Origin of the sequence: Butyrivibrio sp. FC2001 (assembly GCF_000424125.1) — a bacterium.
Lineage (GTDB): Bacteria > Bacillota > Clostridia > Lachnospirales > Lachnospiraceae > Butyrivibrio.
In genome coordinates, this window is sequence record NZ_AUJH01000008.1 from 123,132 (window position 1) to 148,174 (window position 25,043).

Here is a 25,043-nt window from a genome sequence, read left to right on the forward strand (position 1 = left end):
TGGGTATTTCATAAAGGAGGAAGAAATGAAAAAGAAGGTATTATCAATTTTACTGGCTTCCACAATGGCATTTTCATTAGCTGCCTGTGGAACAAGCAACCCTGCAGGAACTACAACAGGTACAGACACAGATACTGCAGATGACGCAGACGATGCAGAGGACAGCGCAGAAGAGACTTCAGAGGAAGCTGCTGACAGCGCAGACACTGCAGAGGACGCAGGTGATGCTGCAGATGCAGCAGAAACTTCAGGAGAGCTCGAGGGAGATTTATCAGACATCATCCCTTCAGAGACAGTAACTCTTGATGTTTACGATCAGCTTGCTAACTACTCAGGCGAGCAGACAGGCTGGTTTGGCCAGGTTATGCTTGAGAAGTTCAATGTTAAGCTCAACATCATCCCTGAGAATGACGGTGTCTATGACACACGTATGGAGTCCGGTAACCTCGGTGACCTTGTGATCTGGGGAAATGACGGTGACCAGTATCAGCAGGCAGTAGATAAGGGAATGCTCTTCGATTGGGAAGAGGATGATCTTGTAAAGGATTATGGCCCTTACATCCAGGCAAACATGGGACCTGCTCTTGAGAAAAATAAAGGAATTTCATCAGACGGTAAGCTCTATGGTATCGGTCATGATGTTACAAGATCTGCAGAAGATCCCGGCTCATTCATGTACACATGGGATCTTAGATATGATCTTTACAAGGAGATCGGTTCTCCTGAAATCAAGGACCTCGACGGACTTGTAGATGTTCTTGCACAGATGAAGGAAGCTTGCCCTACAGATGATAACGGCAATCCGACCTACGGCGTATCACTTTTCAATGACTGGGACGGCGACATGGTAATGTTCGTTAAGTCTACAGCAACAGCTTACTACGGATATGATGAGTTCGGTCTTGGACTCTATGATCCTTCAACACAGACATATCATCCTGTACTTGAGGAGAACGGTCCTTACCTTACAGCACTTAAGTTCTACAACACACTTTACCAGAAGGGCCTTCTTGATCCCGATTCACAGACACAGGGCTTCAACGGTATGCAGGAAGATTATCAGAACGGAACAGCTTTCTTAAACGTATTTAACTTCATGGGTTCCGCTCTTTACAACACACCTGATCACCTGGCAGCAGGCAAGGGTATGTTCCCTGTAAAGCCTGCAGAGGCTAAGCCTATCAGATATGGTCTTAACATCTATGGTGGTAACAGAATCTGGTCAATCGGTGCAAACACAGAGTATCCTGAGCTTTGCATGGCTATCATCAACTGGCTTGCAACTCCCGAGGGACGTATGATCGCTGAGTATGGTCCTAAGGACGTTTGCTGGTACTACGATGAAAACGGCAACACATGCTTCACAGAGACAGGTCTTGCATGCAAGACAGACATCTCAACAGAGATAGGCAACGGCTACGAAGGTACTTATGATGACGGTTCCTTCAAGATAAACAATACAACATGGGCACTTGACGCTCCTAACCCTGACAGCAACGGTGAAACCTTCAACTATCGTAACTGGGCAAGCTTCTCAAACGAGGCTGGTTCTGACATCGAGAAGGATTGGAGAGACTTCGCAGGCGCTAACACACCTGACCTTTACCTTGATAAGCAGGATTACATCCTTGCACCCGGCACAATGTACACTGGCGGCGTTCGTTCTGACGAGCTCCAGGTTGTTTGGGATCAGGTTGCTACCTGCGTAAAGGACAACTCTTGGAAGGCTATCTATGCTGAGTCTGATGAAGAGTTCGACAAGATCGTTGCAGACATGATCCAGCAGGCTGACGAGTACGGCTATGCAGAGTGCGTTGAGTTCCAGGAGAACGAGGCTAAGCTTCGCGCAGACGCTGAGAAGGCAGCACTTGCAGAATAATTTTTTGTAACCCACCTCCTAATTTTGGGTGTTTAGTTGTTGAAAAAGCTGCGGCTTAATGGTCGCAGCTTTTTCTAAAGTCTTTTAATTGAAATTTAACGATTAAATGACAAACGGTATGATAGAATGATAATTAGCAGACTGGAAACTAATTGGAAGGAGCTCTGCATGCAGACCGTACTTATTGCGGACGACGAAGAAAATATCAGAGAAGGAATTAAGCTGATAATAGACTGGGATGAGCTTGGATTCGAGATCGCCGGAACGGCCTCTAACGGAGAGGAAGCTCTTTCTTCTATAAAAAAGCTCAACCCTTCACTTGTTGTCATGGATATGCAGATGCCTAAGGTCCATGGAATAGATGTAATAAAAAAGGCGAGGGCCGAAGGCTACGAGGGATACTTCATCATATTGTCGGGGTATTCCGACTTTTCCTATGCCCAGGACGCCATCAGAAACAGAGTAACCAACTATATCACCAAGCCCATCGACGAGGATGAGCTTTACGATACAGTAAAAAAGATAAAAGACGAGATCGATAAAAATGCCAAGGAAGGAAGACGCTCCGGTCAGATAAGAAATAAGGCCAAGAGCGTTGTTACAAGCGAGCTCCTTCTAGGCACATATTTTGAAAAGGACGAAGCTGAGAATGTCACACTGACTGAGGACAGAAGGGAAGAGCTCGAATCCATGAAGCTCCTTTCTCCTTTGTATCAGGTGGTGATCCATGAGACCTCCGGCGATTACAAGCTGCCGGATCTCTTACCCACATTTCTTGATGAAAACAGCTTTGAGCTTCTTAATGTCAGCGGATACGATTGCATTCTTCTTAAGGGGAAGGCAGCGGTTTCGCGCTTTGAGGACTTTATATTACATTATGAAAAATCGCCGATTGAAACGGACAGCCCCCTCGATAATATTTTCATAGCTATCGGAAAGGCTGTGGATTCACCGGTTAAAATAGAGGATTCTTACGAATCTGCCAAGAGCCTTGCGGACAGAAGATTTTTCTGTGATGAGGCGGAGCACTTCGTGAGAGCGGAGAATGAGAGCTTCGTAAATAATCAGTGCAGAGATAAGAATGGGACAAGCCATTTGGACTCTGAAAAGAGCACTGAAGAAGATAATTTAGCAGCAGCTAAAGCAGCGCTTAAGGAAGAGCAGAGACGCATAACAGACAAGATCATGGATGCGATAATAGCAGGAAACAGAACAGCCATGATCAACTCCACGGAGGAGCTCTACGACTACATAAAGGATAACATTTCAGGTAACTCCGATGCGTGCCTTTATGTGACGGAGATTCTTCTTGGAATTAAGGACAGACTGTCAAAGCAGTACCCGATGCTCGCTGATATTTTTGATACACATGCGGGAATAATTGAGTTCATAGAGGGACGTTTTTACCTATATGAGATCATGCAGTATATGGTGGAGACGCTGGAGAAGGCGCTGGGGAAACTCCATGAACACGCGGGTTCTGAGAACATTATAGACGACATCATATCCTATACGGACAGAAACTATGCGCAGCCGCTTACACTTGAAGATCTGGCTTCGAGGTTTGGCTATAACAGCGGATATCTGGGGAGACTTTTCACAAGGACCACTGGCACAGGCTACAACTACTACCTGAATGAGTGCCGAATCGCCAAGGCCAAGGAGTTCCTGGCAGAAGGGAAGTACAAGGTGTACGAGGTGGCACAGCTAGTGGGCTATAACGATGTGGACTACTTTGGCAAAAAGTTCAGAAAGCATGCCGGAATGACACCTGCGGAGTTCCGCAGACAGAAAAAAGAGACAAATTAAAGACAATATAAAAAAACATCATTAAAGCCTTCCCCCACTGGGGGAAGGTGTCAGCTAAGCTGACGAATGAGGGGAAAAAGGAGGCGAAATGAGCTGGAATGAAAATTTGAAAAAAGTTCCCTATGGGGGAGACTACAATCCGGAGCAGTGGCCGGAGGAGATATGGGAGGAGGACATGAAGCTGTTCAAGCAGGCGGGGATCGACACCGTTACGCTGAACGTCTTTTCATGGGCATCGCTTCAGCCTTCTGAGGATGAGTACGATTTTGAGAGACTTGATAAGATCGTTAAGCTGGTCACTGACAATGGCATGAATATAATCATGGCGACATCAACAGGTGCTCATCCTGCATGGATGGCTAAGCGTCACCCGGATATTTTGAGAACGGATTTTGAGGGCAGAAAGAGAAAATTTGGCGGACGCCACAACTCATGTCCCACAAGTCCCACATACCGCATGTACGCAGGAAGACTTGCTTCAAGACTTGCTGCTCAGTATAAAAATCAGAAGAACATAATAGCATGGCACATTTCCAACGAGTTTGGCGGCGAGTGCTACTGCGAGTCCTGTGAAAAGGCCTTCAGAGAGTGGGTTCAGGACAGATATAAGACAATCGAAGAGGTTAATAAGGCCTGGAATACATCCTTCTGGGGACATACCTTCTACGATTTTGATGAGATAGTACTTCCCAATGCACTCTCAGAGGAGAGCGTATGGGGCGGAAGACTCCACACGGATTTCCAGGGTATCTCCATCGACTACAGAAGGTTCAATTCCGATGCGATTCTCTCCTGCTATTGCCTTGAGAGAGACGAGATAAGGAAGGTGATACCTGATGCAAATATCACCACGAACCTCATGGCATTTTTCAAGCCTCTGGACTACCGCAGGTGGGCTAAGGAGATGGACTTCGTGTCCTGGGATAACTACCCGCAGCCTTCGGATTCGCCTGCAAGGATAGCAATGAGCCACGATCTCATGAGAGGTGTTGGCGACGGCGCACCCTTCGCACTTATGGAGCAGACACCCAGCGTAACTAACTGGCAGCCCTACAACTCACTTAAGAGACCTGGCGTCATGAGACTTTGGAGCTATCAGGCCATGGCACACGGAGCTGACAGCGTGCTCTTTTTCCAGATGAGAAGGAGTATCGGTGCCTGTGAAAAATACCACGGAGCAGTGATTGACCATGTAGGCACAGGTAATACCAGAGTTTTCAGAGAAATCACAGAGCTTGGAAAAGAGCTGTGGGAGATTGGCAGATGCTCTATCGGAATGGAGACAAAGTCTGAGGTTGCAGTGATGTTCGACTGGGATAACTGGTGGGCAACGGAGCTCTCAGCAGGTCCCACAAATGAAATGAACTACAGAGAGACCATCACCCAGTACTACGAGTCTCTTCGTAAGCTCAACGTGAACGTGGACATCATCTCTCAGGACTCAGACCTTACAAAATATAAGGTTGTTATCGCGCCTCTTCTTTACATGATAAAGGACGATCTTGATCAGAGAATAAGAGCCTTCATCGAGGGCGGAGGAAGCTTCGTGACAGGTGTGTTCAGCGGATATGTTCAGGAAAGTGACCTTGTTATAACAGGCGGTTACCCCGGAAAGCTCCGCGATATTCTTGGCATCTGGGTTGAGGAGACGGACGCTTTTCCTCCTGAAAAGCACAACCACTTCAGCTATCACGGACAGAGGTACTTCGCAAGAAAGATGTGCGATCTGGTACACCTTGAGGGTGCCAAGATGCTGGATGACTACGGATACCTGGAGGACTTCTATCAGGGAATGCCTGTAATCACTTCAAGAAAGCTTGGCGGCGGAAGAGCTTACTACGTTGCGACCGAGTCTGACGAGGATTTTAGGGCAGTATTTTTATCAGATGTTCTCGGAAAAGCCGGTGTTCACCCGCTTACCTTTACATCAAGCGATGTGGAGGTCACCAGCAGAGAGAACGACGAGGAAAAGATTCTGTATGTTCTGAACCATGGCGAAAGTGAAGGAATCTACGAGCTTCACGAGGATGGTACAGAGCTTATAAGCGGAATAGAGCTTGCATCCGGAATGCATAGAATTGCACCGAAGGATGTACATATTATCAGAAGACCGAAATGAGGATAAGAAATGGAAGGATCAATACAAACACTTAAATACCGTGCAGAGGAAATACTTGAAGCGCTGACACTTGATGAAAAGATCGGAATGATTCACGGTAATGAATTTTTCAAGACTAAGGGCGTTCCGCGTCTGGGAATACCGCCGCTTTCCATGTCCGATGGACCTATGGGAGTTCGTGCGGAGTTTCATCCCTCGGAGTGGATTCCTGTAGGAAACACTGATGACTATGTGACATATCTGCCCTGTAACAGCGCAGTTGCAGCCACATGGAACCGCAACCTTGCTTCCAGAACGGGAAATGTTCTCGGCGAAGAGGCAAGAGGTCGCGGCAAGGACGTGATTCTTGCGCCCGGAATGAATCTGAAGAGATCACCTCTCTGTGGAAGAAATTTTGAGTATTTTAGTGAGGATCCTTTCCTGACCTCTGAGCTCGCCACTGAATATGTAAAGGGTGTTCAGAGCTGGGATGTGGCTGCCTGCCTTAAGCACTTTGCTTTAAATCATCAGGAGACCCAGAGACTTGAAGTGGATGAGGAGATTGATGATGAGGTACTGCGCGGCCTGTATCTTCAGGTTTTCAAGGATGTAATTGATAATGCGAATCCTTACAGTATCATGGTGGCCTATAACAAGCTAAACGGTGAGTACTGCAGCCAGAGTAAGTACCTGCTCAATGATATCCTACGAAAAGAGTGGGGCTACGAGGGTTTTGTAGTGTCCGACTGGGGCGCTGTCCATGACACAGTTAAGGCAGCAGAGGCTGATATCGATTGTGAGATGTCAGTTACAGATGATTTTGATGACTATAAGCTTGCTAATCCGCTTAAGGAGAAGGTCCTTAGCGGAGAGGTGGATGAAGCGCTGATTGATAAGAAGGTGCTGAGAATCCTTATTCTTATGCTTCGTCTCAACATGCTTGATGATGATGTGATGATAAGAAAGGATGCTCCTTACAATTCTTTCGCAGCAAGACAGGATTGCCTCGACATAGCCCGCGGAAGTGTTGTACTTCTGAAAAATGAGGACAACACACTTCCTATTGGACGCTACAATATCAAGACAAAGAAGATTCTTGTTATCGGTGAAAACGCCAACAGAATTCATTCAAATGGTGGTGGAAGTGCTGAAATCAAGGCTCTTTATGAGATATCACCTCTCATGGGACTTAAGTCTCGTATCGGCGGTGCTGCTCAGGTTGATTACCTTCGCGGTTATGCAAGTACAATTGTTGAGAATGTTGCTCCTAACGGAACAAACTGGCAGGCACTTAGCCTTGAGGACGGCGGTGGAAAGACCGCTGATGGTGAGGGTGCAGATCAGGGTACTTGCGGATGCGAGGGTGCTAGTGGAAATGGTAATGCCGGTAGTGCAGGGGTGAATGGTAGTGGCGATGGTACTTGGAAGGATATCGCTGAATATAGGAAGCATCTGCGCAAGGAAGCTCTGGCAGCAGTTGATGACTATGACTACGTTGTATTTGTAGGTGGTCTTAATCACGATATTGATTCTGAGGGAATTGATAGAAAGAACATCGATCTTCCTTATGAGCAGAATGAACTTCTTGAGACTCTTTTAGATAAGCGCCCTGACACAGTTGTTGCCATGATCGGTGGCGGCGCCGTGGATATGACAAGATGGCTTGATAAGTGTAAGGCACTTATCTGGATGTACTACAACGGCATGGAGGGTGGAAACGCCCTTGCTGAGGTAATCCTTGGCGACATCAATCCCTGTGGACATCTTCCGGAGACCTTTTACTGCAAGGCTGAAGACTCCTCCGCTCTTAGCGTTGGCGACTTCGGTGACCCTGAAATGGTTCATTACCGCGAGGGTTTCCACATCGGCTACAGACATATTTACAAGGAGAACATTCCGGTTCAGTTCCCCTTCGGATATGGAATCACTTACTCAGACTTTGAGATAAGCTCACCTTCCTTTAATCATGCAAAACACACCGCTAAGGGTAAGCTTACCAACAAATCTGATGTGGACGGCGCTGAGATTATCCAGGTTTACCGCCTCCCCGACGAGCATCAGGACTATCTGGAGCTTGTAGGCTTTGAGAAGGTTTACATCCGTGCTAACTCTGAGATAGAGTTTGAGGTTCCTGTGCGAGACAGGATTGGAGTTGGCAAGTATGCTGTTGGATTTAACAGTAGGGATTTGATAGAGATAGAGTAATGATGAGATAGAGTAGACTTAACGGTCACAGTGACGTATTTTCCGCAGGGTAACCGATATAAAAGCAAGTTCGCGTATAGACGTAACTCCTACCGGTAGGAATTACCCGCGGTTGGACCGGAAGAGGCTAGTGTGGTCATATTGGATGAACTTCTCAGGGGCTTCAAAGGTGGCTGTTCAACCAGCGATGCACGATAAGCGCAAATTGGTTGATGTGCGGGAAGAGTGTCCAGGAATGAGTTACGTCAACCCGCGAACAAATTAGATCATAGGCGTAGTGGAGTCAATAAAGTTGGTATGAGTGTGCAACCGATATTGAGGAAAACAATCCTACCGGTGTAACACTCCCCAAAAAGCAATAAAATAGTTCAACCGGTAGGAAAGCAAGTTCGCGAATAGACGTAACGGCGCCGGAAGATAGCTCCCGCAGAGTAACCAGTATAAAAACAAGTTCGCGAGTAGACGTAACCACCCCCCCAAAAAACACTACTCCCGCGTAAAACACAAAAAACAAGGCTCATTCAGCCTTGTTTTTTCTTCCATAAACTATATATATTCCGATAATCACCCACACGATGATAAGTATCTCTATGAGCCTTTTGGATTCCTTCGGCAGTGGACCAAGAGCTGCTTTACCGGTCATGACAGCGCCACTCTGGTTTAGGTGATAGAGATTCATGGTGTCAGAAAAAAGCTGCTCCATGTAGGCATCGTCAACGGTTTTCTTTCTGCGGACGGACTTTGTAACATTTTCAATAAGCTGTCCCGCAGCATCTCGAAGAGAGGTCGATCCGCTAAAGACATTTGTTACAAATGTATACTGTTGATTTTCAAGAAGAAGCTTTGTAGCATCTATCTTCACCTGATAGTGAGTGGTGTTGTCCTCTCCGCCTCTTGATAAGTAATCCTGATATTCCTCGGAATTCTGAGCCTTAGAGGTTACAGGGACGTAGCCTTCGGTCTCAGCATAGCCTGTCTGTACGTCATTAGTGAGCATGTACTGAGCAAAGAGCCATGAAGCAAGCACCTCCTGCGGATCCTTCTTATTGAAGATACATATTGAAGGTCCCTGAGAAATCATGGCGTACTGCTTATTCCCTGTAGTCTGATTCTTAGAATCATCAGCGCCAGCATTTGCAGTACCATCACTTCTTCTCTGCATATCAGAAGCTCCTCGTCCCACAAACTGTGGAACAGGATAAACCACTGTCTCAAAGTCAACAACCTTATCCTCAGCGATGTCAGAAAGCGGCGCATTGGTGCCCATCCAGGTGGATCCGGCAGTGGAGTCCACTGCAAATATGCATTGCCCCGCATTTAGGAAGTTTGCAGGATATCCTGAAATCTTGAAGGTTGAAAAAGCACCTGTCTTAGCGTGTTCTACGATGGTTTTAAGATCCTGCTTTGTCACATCATTGAAAAGAAGAATGTTGCCCTGGGCATCTGAATAGTCAGCCCCTTGTTGCTTTAGCATCTGAATCATCATATTGTCGGTTGACTTATAAATGAAAGGAATCAAAACCTTCTGTCCATTTAGCTTGAAGGTTCCGTCCTCATTTTTCTCCATAGCTGCCTCAGAAACCTCCCACACAAAATTCCAGGTGAGGGTTTGTGGCATCTCGTATCCCAGCTTCTCAACAAAATCCTTGTTGACGTAGCAGGCCTCTGTGGACCTCATGTAAGGCACAGCGTAATGGTTCTCGCCAATCCTGCACTCCTTCAAAAACTCAGGAATTATCTCATCCTGCTTTGGTGCATCATACTTTAGCTCTGCTCCGCCAAGTCCATATTTTTCATCCGCGAAAAGATCATCCAAAGGTACTACCGTATCAGCTCCCGTCAGATAAGTTGCGATGTGATCAGGATAAGTAATGCAGACATTTGGCGTAGTATCTGTGGAGATATTTGTAATTACGTCATTATAAATTTTACCGTAATCTGTGTACAGACGAATCTTTACATCGATATTTGGATATAGCTTTTCAAAATTATTGATCGCTTTTTCGTATATCTTTGTCTGGGTTTTATTGGTATCATTTTTAGCCCAGAAGGTAATCTCATAATTTTTCGACTCATCAAAATTTTCGGGTATCTCAAAGCCTTTTGCTTCTTTACTTCCATGACAAGCAGTCAAAACCGTAGTAGAAAATAGTAACGCAAAAATCGTCCCTATAATATGTATATTTTTCTTCATCCCTTCGTGCCTCCTCTTGCAACACCTTCCATAATCTTTTTCCTGAAAATAAGGAACAAGATCATAAGCGGCACAGAAATAGCCACAACCGCAGCCATCATGGCAGGGATGTTTTCACGCCCAAATCCGTTCTCGCGAATCTCCTGGATTCCATTAGACACAAGAAAATAGTTGGCATCATCAGTTATAAGCCTAGGCCACACATAGGAATTCCAGCACTCGATTACCTTAAGAATGGTGATTGTGATGAGCGTGGGCTTTGCGATTGGAATCATGACGCGGCGAAGATATCTCATATCACTGGTTCCGTCCACCTTTGCAGCCTTGTAGAGCTCATCCGGTATCTGCTCGAAGTTTTCTTTCAAAAGGTAGATATAGAAAACCGAAAGCACAGACGGAAGCACCAGTCCGGGGAAGGAATTGCGCATTCCGAGGTCGGTTATCGTCACATAATTGGTGATAATTACGAGCTCGTTTGGAATCATCATCAGGGATAAAAACATCGCAAAAACAAGGTTCTTTCCTGGGAATTCCAATCTTGAAAATGCGAAGGCAGAGAGCACCACGATGACCAGCATGATCGCCGTTGTTACAACTGTAAAAATAAATGTATTAACAAGATACCTGCCAAGGGAAACTTCCGTAAAGGCACTGATGTAATTCTGCACCGTCGGCGAAGTAATAATGAGCCTTGGAACGTACTCACCGTTGTAGGAGCTGTAGCTTTTGAAGGATGTTAGTATCATCCAGTAAAAAGGGAAAAGTACTATAAGCGCCCAGAGCGTGAGAAGCAGATAACGCGCCACACCACTGGTTAATTTCCTTGCTTTATCATTTGCTTTAATTTTCTCAAAATCCTGATTGTCTGACATTTTTCGTCCTCAAATTATTGGTAATATACCGTTCTCTCGCTAACCAAAAGGTTAATCACTGTGATGGTGAAAACAATCGCAAACAGTATGATCGCAGCTGCCGATGCATATGACGGGTAACCGCCGCTGTTTCCATAGAGCATGTCGTAGATGTAGCCGACTATAGTGTTCATTCCTGCTGCATTAAGGTCTGTTCCGAAAAGTGCAACCTCATCGCTGTAGGCCTTGAACGCTCCTATAAAGCCTGTGATCACAAGGTAAAAGATCATGGGCGAAATCATCGGCAGGGTTATTTTCGTAAATACCCTCCACTTAGGTGTGGAATCAATCTGCGCCGCTTTGTAATAAAGCGGGTCAACAGACGCAAGACTGCTTGTCAAAATCAAAATCTTGAAGGGTAGCACCACCCAGATTGTGTAGAAACACATGACAAACATCTTAGCGGCGTAGGGGCCATCGATGAAATCAATGCTTTTTCCGCCAAAAAGATTTATCAGGGCGTTCACCATTCCGTCAGTGTATGCAGTTTTCCTAAAAAGGATCATGAAAACAAGCCCGACAGCAAGCGTGTTAGTCACATAGGGCAGGAAATAGATTGTTTGAAAAAGTTCCCGAAGCTTCGTGATGGAGCTAAGAGCAAGGGAAATAATCAGTGCAATCGCTGTGGAAAGCGGCACTGTGATAAGTACGATAATGAACGTGTTTTTCAGAGCCTGGATAAAATATGGGTCGTGCAGGACATAGGAATAGTTGTAGGTTCCAAGTCCAAAGTAGCTCTGTGATGCGAAGTTGTAGCCCTCCTCGAAGGAATATATGAAAACGTCTATCATGGGATAGACCAGGAAAATTCCTAAAAATATGATCGCCGGCAATAGGCACAGCAATGCGGTTAATGTCTGTTTTTTGTTATTCATTGGTTGTCAAATCCTTATCGCTTCTTCAGTCTCTGCGTCAAAAACGTGCACCTTTGACGGCTTTAATTTAAAGCTCACTTCGCCGCTGATAAACTGCGGTCTGGTGTCAGATGGAATAATTGCGCGGATGACAGTTCCATCAAAGGCTTCATGGTTACTGATAATGCTGGTATCGCGGCCCATGACCTCCATTTTTATGAAATCGCAGTGAAGAAGATTCTCTTCAGAAGACTCCGCTTCCGTTACAGCAACGAATCCTTCAGGGCGCACTGCCACGTAGACATCTCGCTTTTGCGCATTTCCGGATGCCGTTTCCGGCTTAACGTCCATGACCTTATCCTTTCCTATAAAAAGGCCGCCGTCACAGATCTCGCCCTTAAACACATTTATCTGAGGAGTCCCAAGGAATTTCGCAACAAAGAGGTTTTCCGGATGATCATACACATCCTGAGGCGCGCCGTGCTGCATTATGCGTCCCTCATTCATGACAACTATTGTGTCACAAATGCTCATGGCTTCTTCCTGATCATGAGTTACGAAAATTGTGGTAATTCCTGTCTCAATCTGAATACGCTTTAATTCCTCTCTTGTCTGAAGACGAAGTCTTGCATCAAGATTGGACAGGGGCTCATCGAGAAGAAGGACCTTTGGATGCTTTACCAGTGCTCTTGCAATTGCAACTCTCTGCTGCTGACCTCCTGACATTTTAGCGGGTTTTCTCTCCAAAAGATTCTCAATCTGCACTAGCTTTGCTGCTTCCAGGACCTTTGCGTCCATCTGGTCTTTTGTGAGTTTATCTTTTCCGCGAAGGTTCTCAAGAGGAAACTTGATGTTATCCTTTACATTTAAATGCGGATAAAGTGCATAATTCTGAAAAACAAGTCCGACTCCACGGTTTTCAGGCGGAAGCTCGGTTACGTCATCCTCTCCGAAAAAAATCTTTCCGGAGGTGGGCTTTTCAAGGCCGCTTATAAGATTTAAAACCGTGCTCTTTCCACAGCCTGAAGGACCAAGAAGTCCGATCAGCCTGCCGTCTTCTATATCATGAGTGAAATTGTTTACAGCAATGACTTCGCTCTTTATTTTTTTATCTATCTTTGGGAATTTCTTTGTGAGATTTTCTAAAACGATTTTCATACTCCCCAGTATCCTTTTTGAATATTTTTACATCTCTGCGTCAAAATCTATTTTCTCAAATCCGGCCGCATAGTACTGTGCAAGGAAGCTCTCGCTGTCGCGGTTCATGATGAGCTCCTGCGGGAAATGGATCTCCTCAAGCATTGATATTGCTGTTGGGAATCTTCCTATATCTGTTGCGATGTGAGCGTCAGTGTTTACGCAGATCGATGTCCCCAGCTCTGCACATCTGACGGCGATTTCCTTGCATCTGTCTGCCACGTCGCCGCTCCAGATTACGCTGTGCTCATTGATTTCTATAGGCTTATTCAGCTCCTTTGCTCTAAGCAGGACTTCATCTGTCTCGAAGGGAATTCCCGCTCTTCCGATGTGACCGAGCATAAGGATTCTTGGATCCTCAAGAACAGTGATATACATCTCTGTTGCCTGATTTTTGCTAATTCCCTGAAGCCCCCATTTTCCGTGAACGCTGGCGATGATAAAGTCCAGGCGCTCCGTTGTTCTTGTGAAAAGGTCCTTGTCATCCTTATAGGGGTCGCCTACGATTGATCTTTTTATGGGAAGTCCCATTCCGAAAAGATATCCCTCGGGTGAAACGATGTCCACTTCGCAACCTCTAAGGAGCTTAACCCCATGCCAGGTGCGTTTCCAGCACCCCTGATTGGTGAAAAACTGATAAGATCTGAGGTCTTCATCCTCAGCAACAACCATAGAACTGAAGTGGTCGGTGCTTGCAAGAAGCTCCAGGCCTATACTCTCAGCCTCTTTGACATTCTCTTCTATCGTGGAGTAGGCGTGAGCTGAGTAAAGTGTATGTGTATGCAGATCGCATTTGATGTTCAGCATATTTCCCCCCTTGGTACAACTGACTTTTCCTATACATGATAGCAGATTTTTCATATTTTTCCATATGTTTAAGGGGTGTGTTTGGTTGGCTTATTGGTATTCTTGGTATTCTTGGAGATGGTTACTCTGCGGGGAGGGCTTTTTTGAGGTAGTTACGTCTGTCCGCGAACTTGCTATTCTATTGGTTAACTCGCGGAGGTAACGTACTGGCGGTTGTTACGTCTATCCGCGAACTTGCTTTTTTGTGGTTGCCTCGCGGAGGTTACGTACTGGTGGCCGTTACGTCTATCAGCGAACTTGTTTTTCTATTGGTTGAACGCTAGCGCCGGGGGTGTTGGTTCCATTACGTCTATGATTTAATTTGTTCGCGGGTTGGCGTAACTCATTCCTGAAGATTCATCCCGCACGTCAACCGGTTAGAGAATATCAAGTACTATCGGTTGAATGCTAGCGTCAGGGGGGTTGGCTACGTTACGCCTAAGATTTAATTTGTTCGCGGATAGACGCAACTCAATCCTGAACATTCATCCCGCACATCAACCGGTTTGTGCTTATCGAGCGCCGCAGGTTGAACTGCCACCCTAAGAACGCCATAAGAACTCCTAAGAACTTTTCAGGCGTTCATCCAGTATTGCCTAATCCATCTCTTCCGATCCAACTGCGGGTGATCCCTGCCGGTAGGAGTTACGTCTATCCGCGAACAATTATTTCTTTTGGTTACCTCACGGGAAAAACATAGTGGAAGTCTTTACACCAACTCGCGAACAAATCCTGCCTCAGACTCAATCACAAAATCTCAGCGTCTCAGGTGTTCAGACAGTATCAAAATTTGTTCGCGACTAGACGTAACCCCAGCTTATCAATATATCCCGCAAGGCAGACACAAAAAATCATAACATGAATGCTATTTGCATATTTGACACGCGATATGATTTGTGATATCATCCAATTCTCTTGTATCAGGGAAAACTAATTAAATATCGGTCTATAACTATCTTGTGATTTCCACATGATTCCATTTCATTTTCAAGACCAATAATATCGTTCATTCAAAGCAAAGAGACTATGCGCATAGCTCTCATTTGTTTTGATAAATTGCGCGCAAATTCTGTGATTATGCAATTGTTTACTGCAGAAATTATTATTTACCATTCGCATCAGAATGGAGTTTTGCAGTGTTCATGGCATATTCAAAAGCTTTGCGTATTACAAAACATACCCAAAGAAAGGATAATAAATGAACATTAAAAACGAGTTTGAAAAAAGAGAAAAAGAATTAAATGCTGTTCTTACAGAATGCGACAATAGGCTTAAGAAAATGCCGGAAGGTAAGCTAAAGGTCATCACCAAGAAAGGTAAGCCTTATTATTATTTTCGCAAGGATGGCAAAGATGCAAGTGGTACCTATATTCGTCGCAAGAATCTGGATAAAGCAAGGAAGCTTGCACAGAGGGATTATGAGATTCAGGTCAAAAAGGCTCTTTCTGATGAGATGAAGGCGCTTTCGCTTTATTCAAAAGCAATGCCAAAAAAGACCTACGAGCATGTTTACGATGAAATGATCTACGGTCGAAAAATTCTGATTACTCCGCATTTTCTTCCGGATGAAGTGTTTGTGGAAAAATGGCTTGCAGAACCCTATGAACCATTGAATTTTGATGGAGACTTAGCTGAGCATTACACAGATTGTGGTGAGAGAGTCAGATCCAAATCTGAGGTTCTGATTGCAAATGCACTAAATAAAGAAGGTATTTCTTATAAGTATGAGTGTCCTTTATTTCTGGGAAACAAGAAGGTTTACCCTGACTTCACAATTATGAAAATGCCAGGACGTAAAGTGGTGTATTGGGAACACCTGGGACTTCTTGATGATCCTGAATATATTACGAGGAACTTAGAGAAAATTGATTGCTATGAAGAAAATGGAATATTCTTGGGAGACAATCTGATAATCACAAGAGAGACAAGTGAAAAGCCACTTAACATGAAGCAGGTCAGAAGACTTATTGAGCATTACTTATTGTGATGACGTGTATAGTTCAAAATGATTTACGAAGCAAAGGAAAAATTAATTCCAAAAGATGTTCTTAGGCAAAAATTGGCTGAGTTGCATAACATTGCAGGGGAAGAATAAGAATACTCTCAATAATGTTGAGAGTAATAGGTTGGGAGTAATACTAAGCATATTGCTTCTTGAATATTGCTTTTAGATGCACTTTGCGTCTATTAGAGGATTTGTATTCATACTGGTTGAACTTTTTGGGGGCCTTCTTAGTCGTGTTACACCGATAGGGGTAATCCCATAATATTGGTTGCACGCTTATGCCATGTTTATTGGCACCATTACGCCTATGGTCTAATTTGTTCGCGGATTGACGCACATCATTCCTGGACATTCATCCCGCACATCAACCGATTTAAGCGTATCGAGCGCAACTGGTTGAATGAAAATATTGATAGCAGATCCATCGTTCATCCGATGTTGATCCATACACCTTTTCTGGTCCAATCGCGGGTGATTTCAACAGGTGAGCATTACGTCTACTCGCAATCAAATTAATCAATTGGTTACCCTGCGGAAAAAACTTTCATTGAGGAGTTGCGTCTACTCGCGAACAATTATAAATCCTGGTTGAAGACAGGAATAAAAGACAATAATGGAGTTACGTCGATTAGGCGATATTCATTGGCATCGGTTACCTAGCCGTCAGAAAAGAACAATAGTTGTTACGCCTAAAGAGGCTGCATCCACAATTCTGGTTGCACGCGTCCCCAGAGTAATCGACCCCGCTACGTCTATGACCTAATTTGTTCGCGCAGGCACCAACTCCCGCCTGCCAACACCACCCGCAGGCGTCGACTCTAATCAACCACTACCTCCCTCAGGTCAACACCAACTCCACAAGCAACACCTCTGCAAACAACACTGCCCCAAAGCACAAAAAAGACGCCATCCGAAGATGGCGTCTCAACAAATCCAATCCCACAATTACTTTACAGTAACGTTTGTGATGTGAGGGTTAACACCCTGGTACCAGTAAAGGAAACCTTCCATATCAACTGTGTCACCAACGTTAAGACCTTCAACAGTCTTGTAAACGTCGGAATCCTTGTCGCAAAGGTAAGACTCTACTGTGAATGTATATGTCTGGCCGTCTGCAGAAACGTTGAAGTAAAGGTCATCGCCCTCAGAACCGGATCCATCATAGTTGTAAAGGAAAGCAACATCGTTTCCGTCAGCATCCTTAGAAGCCTCAACTACCATATCCTTGAAAGAAACAAACTCATTCTGGTGCTCGATAAGTGAATCATCAGCAAGTAAAGCTGTTACATCTTCAGCGTCAGCAACATAGCTTCCGTCCTCGATCTCGAACTTAGCATCTGTGATCTCAACTTCACCTTCCCACTCTGACTTGTAGCCTGTAACCTTGATCTTTGTGCCTTCTGCAAGCTTGTCATACTCTTCCTGTGAACAAGGCATATTGTAAAGGAAGTAAGCACCGTTCTCGTCCTGTGTGTAGAATGTAGCGTTACCTACGCCTTCGTTCTCCCACCAGCCCTGCTTAGCCTGAACATAAGTCTCGATTGTAACCTCTGAATCAAGATCAGCAGCAACGTAATCATCGTGGCTCATAACATCGCCTTCAGCAGCGTCAGCAGACTCTTCAGCATCAGCGCTCTCTTCAGCGTCAGCTGTTTCCTCAGCGTCTGTGCTCTCCTCAGCATCAGCAGCTTCCTCTGTCTCAGCGCTCTCCTCAGTAGCAGCGTCCTCAGCCTCAACAGACTCACCCTCAGCTGCATCTACTGTAGCTTCGATTTCTGTGGGCTCAGTCTTTGCGCCACATCCGATCATGCTGAATGCAAGACCAAGAGTTAATAATGTTGCAATAGTCTTCTTTTTCATAATTTTCTCCTCCATAAAAGGTCAGCTGCCGGAAACCGGCTCACTGCCATTTGACATTACCGTCGCCTATTATAACACAATTTCGGAAAATGTAATAAAAAAAGAATGAAAAGAAGTGCAGTTTTTTCTTTGATATAAACCATATCCATGGTATAATAAACGAGTACGAACTACAACATGTTGTGGTTGGTGCGGGAGGTGAAAATAATATAGATTCTTGCGCGCATATCCGATCTTGCACGTAAGAAGTCATGTTTCCACCAAATGCCTGATTGTGCTGGGGAGCATAGATGATCAGGTGTTTGAAAGGTTTGTTGGGGTGAGTCATGGACTATGATTATCTGTCTTCTATAGTTTCAAATTACAGTAATTTAACATCCCTGAGTGCGCTTGGGGGAAGTACACTTGGTGGGAATACTGCTTTGAAGGGTGTGTCTACCTTGCTAAATACAGGCAGTTCACTTGATTCGCTTGAGGATACGGGCTCACTTGCGGGAGCTAACACCTTTTCCGCAATTTTAGAATCAGCGATGAAGGCTGGAAGAACTGATGGTTTAGAAGGTGACAGCGCTTTGGGGGATTATACTTCAGTGCTCGAGACCACGGCAGGACTGCTGACGAAGGCTACGGATGAGCAGTCATCTAATGTAGCAACGAGTCTGTCGGACGAGGCTGTTGATAAGCTTGTTGGCATAGCCGGAGCAGGCACAGATGCCGCTTTTGAGGGCGAAGCAAGAAGCAATATGATTCTTCAGAATTACCTTTACACGGCGATGATGAAGGATTCACTTGAGAATTCCCTGACTGAGAAGGCAGATTTTACGTCCGGACTTTTTTCCGAACTTGCAGTGGGTTCAGAGGATGAGGATGGCTCATCAACGCTCAGTTCGTTGAAGGACAGCACGCTTGGTGCTATCAGCAATTACTCAACTTACAAGACCTTGCTGGAGAATTCTGATTTCGGCGAGCTTGCAGATGACGTGATCTCGTCCTACAGTGGAACAGGATCGCTTCTTCGCGAGATGCTCACCAGCTTGTCCAGTGAGCTTAAGAGTACAGAGGGTGCTGAGGCGGCTGAGTCACACACCAGGAATTTTGACTCACATCTAAGACTTCGTCCCGCTACGCTTCGTCGTGCGTAAGGCAGATGTGGTTAATTGAATATCAGACACTAAGCTGAATGTTTTTCGCATTCAGCTTTTTTAATGCGTTATTACATGGGCGAGATATGAAAAGTGTGCTAAAATGACCTATGTTTAAACAGTGACAGTTATGTCGTGAATATATGAAAAAAGTCGGATCATGAACAATAGCCAAAACAAAGATAACCAAATAAAATATGGCTTTTCAAAAACACACCCGCTTATTCTGAATGGGAAAATATTAACTCAGAAGATCACAGGCGTGCAGCGCTATGGCATTGAGGTGATCAAGCAGATAGATGAGCTGGTACAGCCGGGAGAGGTGATTCTTGCTGTTCCGGATGAAGAATTGCAGACAAATCTAACGCTTAGAAACATTCAGACACAAGTGGTCGGAGGCAGGAGAGGTAATCTATGGACACAGATAGATCTCCCGGGATTTGCTGCAAGGAAAAACGGGAGCATACTCACTTTCGCAGGAATTCCGCCGCTTACTCGCCCCGACTATGTAGTTGCTCATGACATATCTTTCATAAGATATTCCAGGTCTTATAAGCTGAGCTTTAGACTGTTATATAGAATCGGATACAGGCTGACGTTGCTCAGATGTAAAGGAATCATCACGGTATCACAGTTTAGTAAAAACGAGCTGATGAGCTACTACGGCCTTGATGAAAACCGAATCACAATAGCAGGGAATTCAGCAGAACATTTTGAGGTTCCAGGCACCATAGAGATGCCCAATGTGCAAAAAGTGCCAGGTACCATAGAGGAAACAAAGGTGTCAGGTCCCATGGAAGAAGTGCCAGGAACCGACACCCCCTACTATCTTAGTGTAGGCAGTGCCAGCATTCACAAAAACCAAAGCTTTATAGAAGAGCTTGCCCGACTACATCCGGACAAAAACTTTATCATAACAGGTGCCAGGTACCCTGGAAAAAGCGCCAGCCCCACCAAAAGCGACAATATAGAAAGTGCCAGGCACCATAGCTCATTTACAACAGTAACCACGGGCAAACTACCAAATATAACATACACCGGCTACATAACGGATGAAGAATTAAAGAATCTATACAAAAATACCAAGGCATTCATATTCCCTTCATTATATGAAGGCTTTGGAATACCGCCCATGGAAGCCATAGCGATGGGCAATGAACACATAGCGCTTGCGGATATACCGGCCCTTAGGGAAATATATACAAAAGGGTGCTATTTCTTTGATCCAAAGAACCCGGAGAAATTCGACTTCCAAAAACTTGAAGAGCAAGTAGCAGACAGCATAACGACAGACCGTGCAACAACAGATCATATAGTCACAGCCAACACAATAGCAGAACATATAACGACAGATAGTACAACAACAGATCATATGGCGACAAACCACGCAACAATAGACAAACCACAAAACAACAAACCAAATTTAAAAGAATACTATCTAAATAAATACTCCTGGAGAACAACGGCACAGGCAATACTTAAAACCATCAATTAACACCAAAAGTCGCGGCGATTAGCACAGGACAATCCCGCTAACAGCACACACCTGCCAACACCCCAGGACAAGAGGGAACAAATAATAATGAGAGTAGCAATCGTACATGACTGGCTTCCTTTCATGGGAGGTGCGGAGAATGTTATCATAAATATGCATGAGGTCTTCCCGGATGCACCAATTTACACATCCATGTGTAATCGGATGAACATGAGAGGATCACTTCGCGACGCAGACATTAGGACGACTCACCTTCAGAAAACCAACAGGAAAATGCTCAACCACAGAAAGCTCTTTCCTTACATGCCAACGGCCATGGAGAGCATCAACCTGAACGGATACGACGTCGTCATAAGCAGCAGTACCAGCGTTGGGAAAAGTGTCATAACTGGCCCTGATACCCTTCACATCTGCTATTGCAACACACCCATGCGATATGCCTGGGAGCAGAGACACAACTACATCGGACCTTTGGAAGGCAAGGGTGCTTTTAAAAACAGAATGATATCTTACTTCATGACATTCATGCGTGTATGGGATTATGTGGCAGCAGCGCGCGTGGATGTTTTTGTCGGAAATTCGGTAAATGTGGCAAGACGAATCCGCAAGCACTACAGAAGAGACGCCTACGTTATCCATTGCCCTGTCAGAATGAGCATGTTTCACACCCTTGATACTGAGGGAGAGTATTATCTTTGTGTTTCGAGACTACAGGAATATAAGGGAATCGAGCTTGCTGTGAAAGCCTGCACCAAAGAAAATCTGCCACTCTATGTCATAGGAACAGGACCCATGAAGGAAAAGCTGGAAGCCATGGCAGGCCCCACTGTGAAATTCCTTGGATTTGTTCAGGATGAGGAGCTGAGAGAATACTACGCTAAGTGTAAAGCCCTCATATTCCCCGGAGTTGAGGACTTTGGAATAACCCCTCTTGAAGCCCAGGCCAGTGGAAGGCCGGTCATAGCCCTTGGAAAGGGAGGGATTCTTGAAACTGTAATAGAGAATGAGACAGGAATCTTTTTTGATGAACCCACACCGGAATCCCTGCTGGAAGCCATCCACAGATTCCAGGGGATGACCTTTGATAAGGAAAAAATAAGAGCTCACGCCATGGAGTTCGACGAGAGCGTTTTTAAGGACAGGCTCAAGAGGTTTGTAGAAGAGCAGTACGATATTTTCAAAGAAAAACAGCTTGAAGGCATAACCATATACAAGTAACAAGGATTTAAAAATGGATTCAACCATAGAACGATTGCAGGAACTATATAACTACAGGGAAATGATTTTTACCCAGATACACAGGAACATCCGAGGCAGATACAAAGGCTCTGCTCTGGGATTTTTGTGGACGTTTCTAAACCCGCTGTTTCAGCTGATTGTCTACACAATCCTGTTTTCTGTTATCCTCCGTAACAACATCGAGCAATACTCGCTTTTTTTATTCGTCACACTGATTCCCTGGATCTTCTTTGGAACCTGTATTAGCGAAGGCTGCGGGTGCCTGAGGGATACAGAGGACATGATAAAAAAGGTGTACTTTCCAAGGGAAGTCATACCGATTTCATATGTGACCAGTCAGTTTATAAACATGCTGCTGTGTTTCATCATCGTGTTCATCGCGCTTCTTGTCGCAGGCAGAATTACTAACCCTGTGGTATTTGTGTACCTGCCACTTATCATGATGATAGAATACTCGCTGGCTCTGGGCCTGGTGCTTATATTCAGCGCCTGGACAGTGTACCTTAGAGATGTAAAATACATGCTATCCATCATAACCATGGCATGGCAGTTCATGACCCCGGTCATGTATTCCGTTGACATGATACCCGGGAACCTGATCAAGCTATTTTACTTAAATCCCATGACTTCAGTGATCGTGGCCTACAGAGACATCCTATATTATCAGCAGGTGCCTGAGATCGAGACCCTGGCAATAGCCTGCATCATGGGAGTTGGATTCCTCGTCCTTGGCTGGCACATGTTCAACAGACTGAAAATAAAGTTTGCAGAGTTCTTATAAACAGACTTTTTCGGAGATAAAAATGCAGGAAGAATATTCCATAGAAGTAGACAATATAAAAAAGAGCTTCAGAGTGTATTACGACAAGGGCTTTACCTTAAAGGAAGCATCACTTTTCAAAAAAAGGCGAAGCTACGAGATGCGCTCTGTAATAGACGGCATCAGCTTCAAGGTGAAGAAGGGTGAGGCAGTTGCCCTGATCGGTCAGAACGGCTGCGGGAAAAGTACCACATTAAAAATGCTGACCAGAATCATATACCCTGACTCAGGCTCTATAAAAATGCATGGCAGAGTGTCGAGCCTACTCGAGCTGGGTGCCGGGTTCCACTCGGACATGACCGGAAGAGAGAACATCTTCATAAACGCTGCGATTTTCGGACTGACGCACAGAGAGATCAAGGCTAGACTGAACGACATCATCGAGTTTTCAGAGCTTGGAGATTATATAGATAACCCGGTGAGAACCTACTCCTCCGGAATGTACATGCGCCTGGCATTTGCAGTGGCTATAAATGTGGACGCAGACATACTGCTGATAGATGAGATACTGGTGGTGGGAGATGCTGCTTTTCAGGAAAAATGTTTCGACAAGCTTGAAGAAATACTTAAGCGCGGAACCACAATTGTCCTGGTATCCCATGATCAGGCGCAGATAGAGAGAATATGCGACAGGTGCATCTGGATCTCCGATGGCAAAATAAAAGCAGAGGGAAAGCCCGGAGACATCAATCCGAAGTACCTTGAGTACCTGTCAAAGAGGGGCTTGGATAAAAAGGCTGAAAATGGGGAAAAGAATCAGTTTAGATAAAAAAGAAAAGACTATACTTGCAGTGGCGTTCGTAATACACACGATGCTGCTGTTCCTACTGTCGAATTATAGTAAGGCCATGGAGACCTATGCCGATGAGCTGGTCTATTACGACCTGGCAAAGAGCATGTTTGAGGGGACAGAGCTTCAGATGCACGGCGTCAGCCTGCAGTTTTCCAAGCTGGCCTATTCATTTGTGCTGCTTCCCACCTTCCTGATCGGTGACATAACAGCCAGAGTCCATGTGATTATGCTGATAAACTCGCTCCTAATGTCGACGCCGATCATCCTGAGTTATCTCTTGTGCAAAGAGCTAAACGTAAGCAGAACCTATAGCATCATGGCTGCGGTGCTTTCGGCATTCTGGCCGGACATAGTGATTTCAGGAACCTTCATGTCGGAGAATCTGTTCTTTCCGCTTTCCTGCCTGTGCTTTTACTTTATTCTTTTAGACTATAAATATAAAAAAACAGGATATAAGCTGATAGTACTTGCGCTTTTAATCCTCGCTTATTTTACCAAGGAAGTTGGAATATGCTTGGCGCTAAGCTATGTGGCGACGGAGATACTCTCGGGGATTGGGAAAAAAGGCAGCAGACAGAATTTAAAAAAGCCTGTGGCGATTATCGCGTTTATAATCGCAGCGCTTCTTTGCTACATTACTGTTAGATATCTGTTCTTTGGCGGCTTTACCAACACATACATAATCGGAGGAGCGCTGAACTTCTCGTATTACGCAGATTGCCACAAATTACTATATCTGCTATACACGATAATCTATTACCTTGCGGCCTTCACCCTGGCGTTCTATGTTTTGCCGGTGCTGATGCCCCTTATAAATAACAAAAAATACAACCCGGAAGTCAGGAAGTTTTTATTATACACATTCCTTTTATTTATAGGATCTATCCTTGTTATCACAGTGACAGTCACTGCGAGAGAGGACTTTGGAAAAACAGTTCCGGCAGTGCATCTGAGATATGTGTCACAATTAGTGGTACCATTTAGCTGTATTTTCTTTGCAGGCTTGTCCAATGATGATAAAATCGAGGGAAGAGATTTAAAGCTGCTGATGCCCTTTATGATTGCGACGGGGCTTGTGTATAAGGGTGTGTACAACACCTGTACCACCGGAAACATAGCACTTCTCTACTGTTATCCTGTCAGGAAGCTCATACCTAATATTAAGCCCTTTTACCCGGTGGGAGTGACAACCGCTCTCATTTTTGCAGTGGGAATAATACTCTTTTATCTCGTAGGGAAGTCAGATAAGAAAAAGGCAGCAGGCATATTTTTTGCAGGTACTCTTGTCCTGTCAGCTATAAATATAGTTTTCGGATTAAAGAACGTATACGACACCTATCATGTAGACCAGGAACTGATCGACGAGATGGTGTTAATTGACGATTACTTTAAGGAGTATCGCCTTGAGACTACAAATGTTGCTTTCGTGGATGACAGCCAGTTTTCCAAGGAAGCAAAGGTGTATGATCTCTACTTTAGGAGCGCGGACAGAGAATACATGATATTATCTGAGGAGGTGTCAGAGGGCATACTGACTGAGCCTATTTGGAGAACAATCTATACACCGCAGCAGATAGATTTTTATATTGTAAATAAAAATAGCAGCAACCCACTATCAGAAACCGGACTGGACACTATTCCGGAGCTGTCCGGCAGCAGCTATATTGTATATAAGAATAATTGAAGGAATTAGTAC

Annotated in this window: 17 protein-coding genes; 11 read left to right on the plus strand and 6 right to left on the minus strand. The window is 44.9% G+C overall.

Annotation, left to right across the window (positions count from 1 at the left end; translation table 11 throughout):
• Positions 1-25: 25 nt before the first annotated feature.
• From G601_RS0104450 to G601_RS21895, 4 genes are all read left to right on the plus strand, one after another.
• Entirely contained in the window at positions 26-1,879 is a 1,854-nt protein-coding gene (locus tag G601_RS0104450) for an extracellular solute-binding protein (protein WP_026664601.1), read from the plus strand.
• A 126-nt stretch (positions 1,880-2,005) separates the two neighbouring features.
• Positions 2,006-3,688, plus strand: a complete 1,683-nt coding sequence (locus G601_RS0104455) for a response regulator transcription factor (RefSeq protein ID WP_081673385.1) — start codon at positions 2,006-2,008, stop codon at positions 3,686-3,688.
• Between the two features lie 88 nt (positions 3,689-3,776).
• Positions 3,777-5,807, plus strand: a complete 2,031-nt coding sequence (locus G601_RS0104460; protein WP_026664603.1) for a beta-galactosidase — start codon at positions 3,777-3,779, stop codon at positions 5,805-5,807.
• 9 nt (positions 5,808-5,816) lie between these two features.
• Complete coding sequence (locus tag G601_RS21895; protein ID WP_051205578.1) at positions 5,817-7,991, plus strand: glycoside hydrolase family 3 protein; 2,175 nt, start codon at positions 5,817-5,819, stop codon at positions 7,989-7,991.
• Positions 7,992-8,508: 517 nt separating this feature from the next.
• On the opposite strand, the gene G601_RS0104470 is transcribed toward G601_RS21895, so the two are convergent.
• Genes G601_RS0104470 through G601_RS0104490 form a run of 5 tightly spaced genes read right to left on the minus strand, consistent with a single transcriptional unit; the run spans position 8,509 to position 13,954 of the window.
• Positions 8,509-10,185, minus strand: a complete 1,677-nt coding sequence (locus G601_RS0104470) for an ABC transporter substrate-binding protein (protein ID WP_026664604.1) — start codon at positions 10,183-10,185, stop codon at positions 8,509-8,511.
• Positions 10,182-11,057 (minus strand): carbohydrate ABC transporter permease, encoded by an 876-nt coding sequence (locus G601_RS0104475; protein WP_026664605.1) that lies wholly within the window; start codon positions 11,055-11,057, stop codon positions 10,182-10,184. Before G601_RS0104475 ends, G601_RS0104470 begins: the two co-directional genes overlap by 4 nt.
• 14 nt (positions 11,058-11,071) lie before the next feature.
• Positions 11,072-11,971, minus strand: a complete 900-nt coding sequence (locus G601_RS0104480) for a carbohydrate ABC transporter permease (protein WP_026664606.1) — start codon at positions 11,969-11,971, stop codon at positions 11,072-11,074.
• Between the two features lie 6 nt (positions 11,972-11,977).
• Positions 11,978-13,108 carry an ABC transporter ATP-binding protein gene (locus G601_RS0104485; RefSeq protein ID WP_026664607.1) on the minus strand — a complete coding sequence of 377 codons (1,131 nt, stop codon included), beginning with the start codon at positions 13,106-13,108 and terminating at the stop codon, positions 11,978-11,980.
• A gap of 27 nt (positions 13,109-13,135) precedes the next feature.
• Complete coding sequence (locus G601_RS0104490) at positions 13,136-13,954, minus strand: PHP domain-containing protein (protein WP_035785623.1); 819 nt, start codon at positions 13,952-13,954, stop codon at positions 13,136-13,138.
• A gap of 1,237 nt (positions 13,955-15,191) precedes the next feature.
• Here G601_RS0104490 and G601_RS0104495 point away from each other — a divergent pair.
• Positions 15,192-15,980 (plus strand): hypothetical protein, encoded by a 789-nt coding sequence (locus G601_RS0104495; protein ID WP_026664608.1) that lies wholly within the window; start codon positions 15,192-15,194, stop codon positions 15,978-15,980.
• 963 nt (positions 15,981-16,943) lie between these two features.
• Here G601_RS0104495 and G601_RS0104500 read toward each other — a convergent pair.
• On the minus strand, positions 16,944-17,858 hold the full coding sequence (locus G601_RS0104500; protein ID WP_242834379.1) for a hypothetical protein: 915 nt from the start codon (positions 17,856-17,858) through the stop codon (positions 16,944-16,946).
• Between the two features lie 326 nt (positions 17,859-18,184).
• Between G601_RS0104500 and G601_RS0104505 the strand changes: the two genes are divergently transcribed.
• The 6 genes from G601_RS0104505 (at position 18,185) to G601_RS0104530 (ending at position 25,031) form a co-directional block, all read left to right on the plus strand.
• Complete coding sequence (locus G601_RS0104505; protein ID WP_026664610.1) at positions 18,185-19,000, plus strand: hypothetical protein; 816 nt, start codon at positions 18,185-18,187, stop codon at positions 18,998-19,000.
• A gap of 160 nt (positions 19,001-19,160) precedes the next feature.
• Entirely contained in the window at positions 19,161-20,495 is a 1,335-nt protein-coding gene (locus G601_RS0104510) for a glycosyltransferase family 4 protein (RefSeq protein ID WP_026664611.1), read from the plus strand.
• An 87-nt stretch (positions 20,496-20,582) separates the two neighbouring features.
• Positions 20,583-21,713, plus strand: coding sequence for a glycosyltransferase (locus tag G601_RS0104515; protein WP_026664612.1), 1,131 nt, complete (start codon positions 20,583-20,585; stop codon positions 21,711-21,713).
• A gap of 13 nt (positions 21,714-21,726) precedes the next feature.
• A complete protein-coding gene (locus tag G601_RS0104520) occupies positions 21,727-22,515 on the plus strand; it encodes an ABC transporter permease (RefSeq protein WP_330368800.1) in 789 nt (262 codons plus the stop codon).
• Positions 22,516-22,537: 22 nt separating this feature from the next.
• Positions 22,538-23,323 carry an ABC transporter ATP-binding protein gene (locus G601_RS21900; RefSeq protein ID WP_035790319.1) on the plus strand — a complete coding sequence of 262 codons (786 nt, stop codon included), beginning with the start codon at positions 22,538-22,540 and terminating at the stop codon, positions 23,321-23,323.
• A complete protein-coding gene (locus G601_RS0104530; RefSeq protein ID WP_026664614.1) occupies positions 23,298-25,031 on the plus strand; it encodes a hypothetical protein in 1,734 nt (577 codons plus the stop codon). Before G601_RS21900 ends, G601_RS0104530 begins: the two co-directional genes overlap by 26 nt.
• The last annotated feature ends 12 nt before the right edge of the window (positions 25,032-25,043 follow it).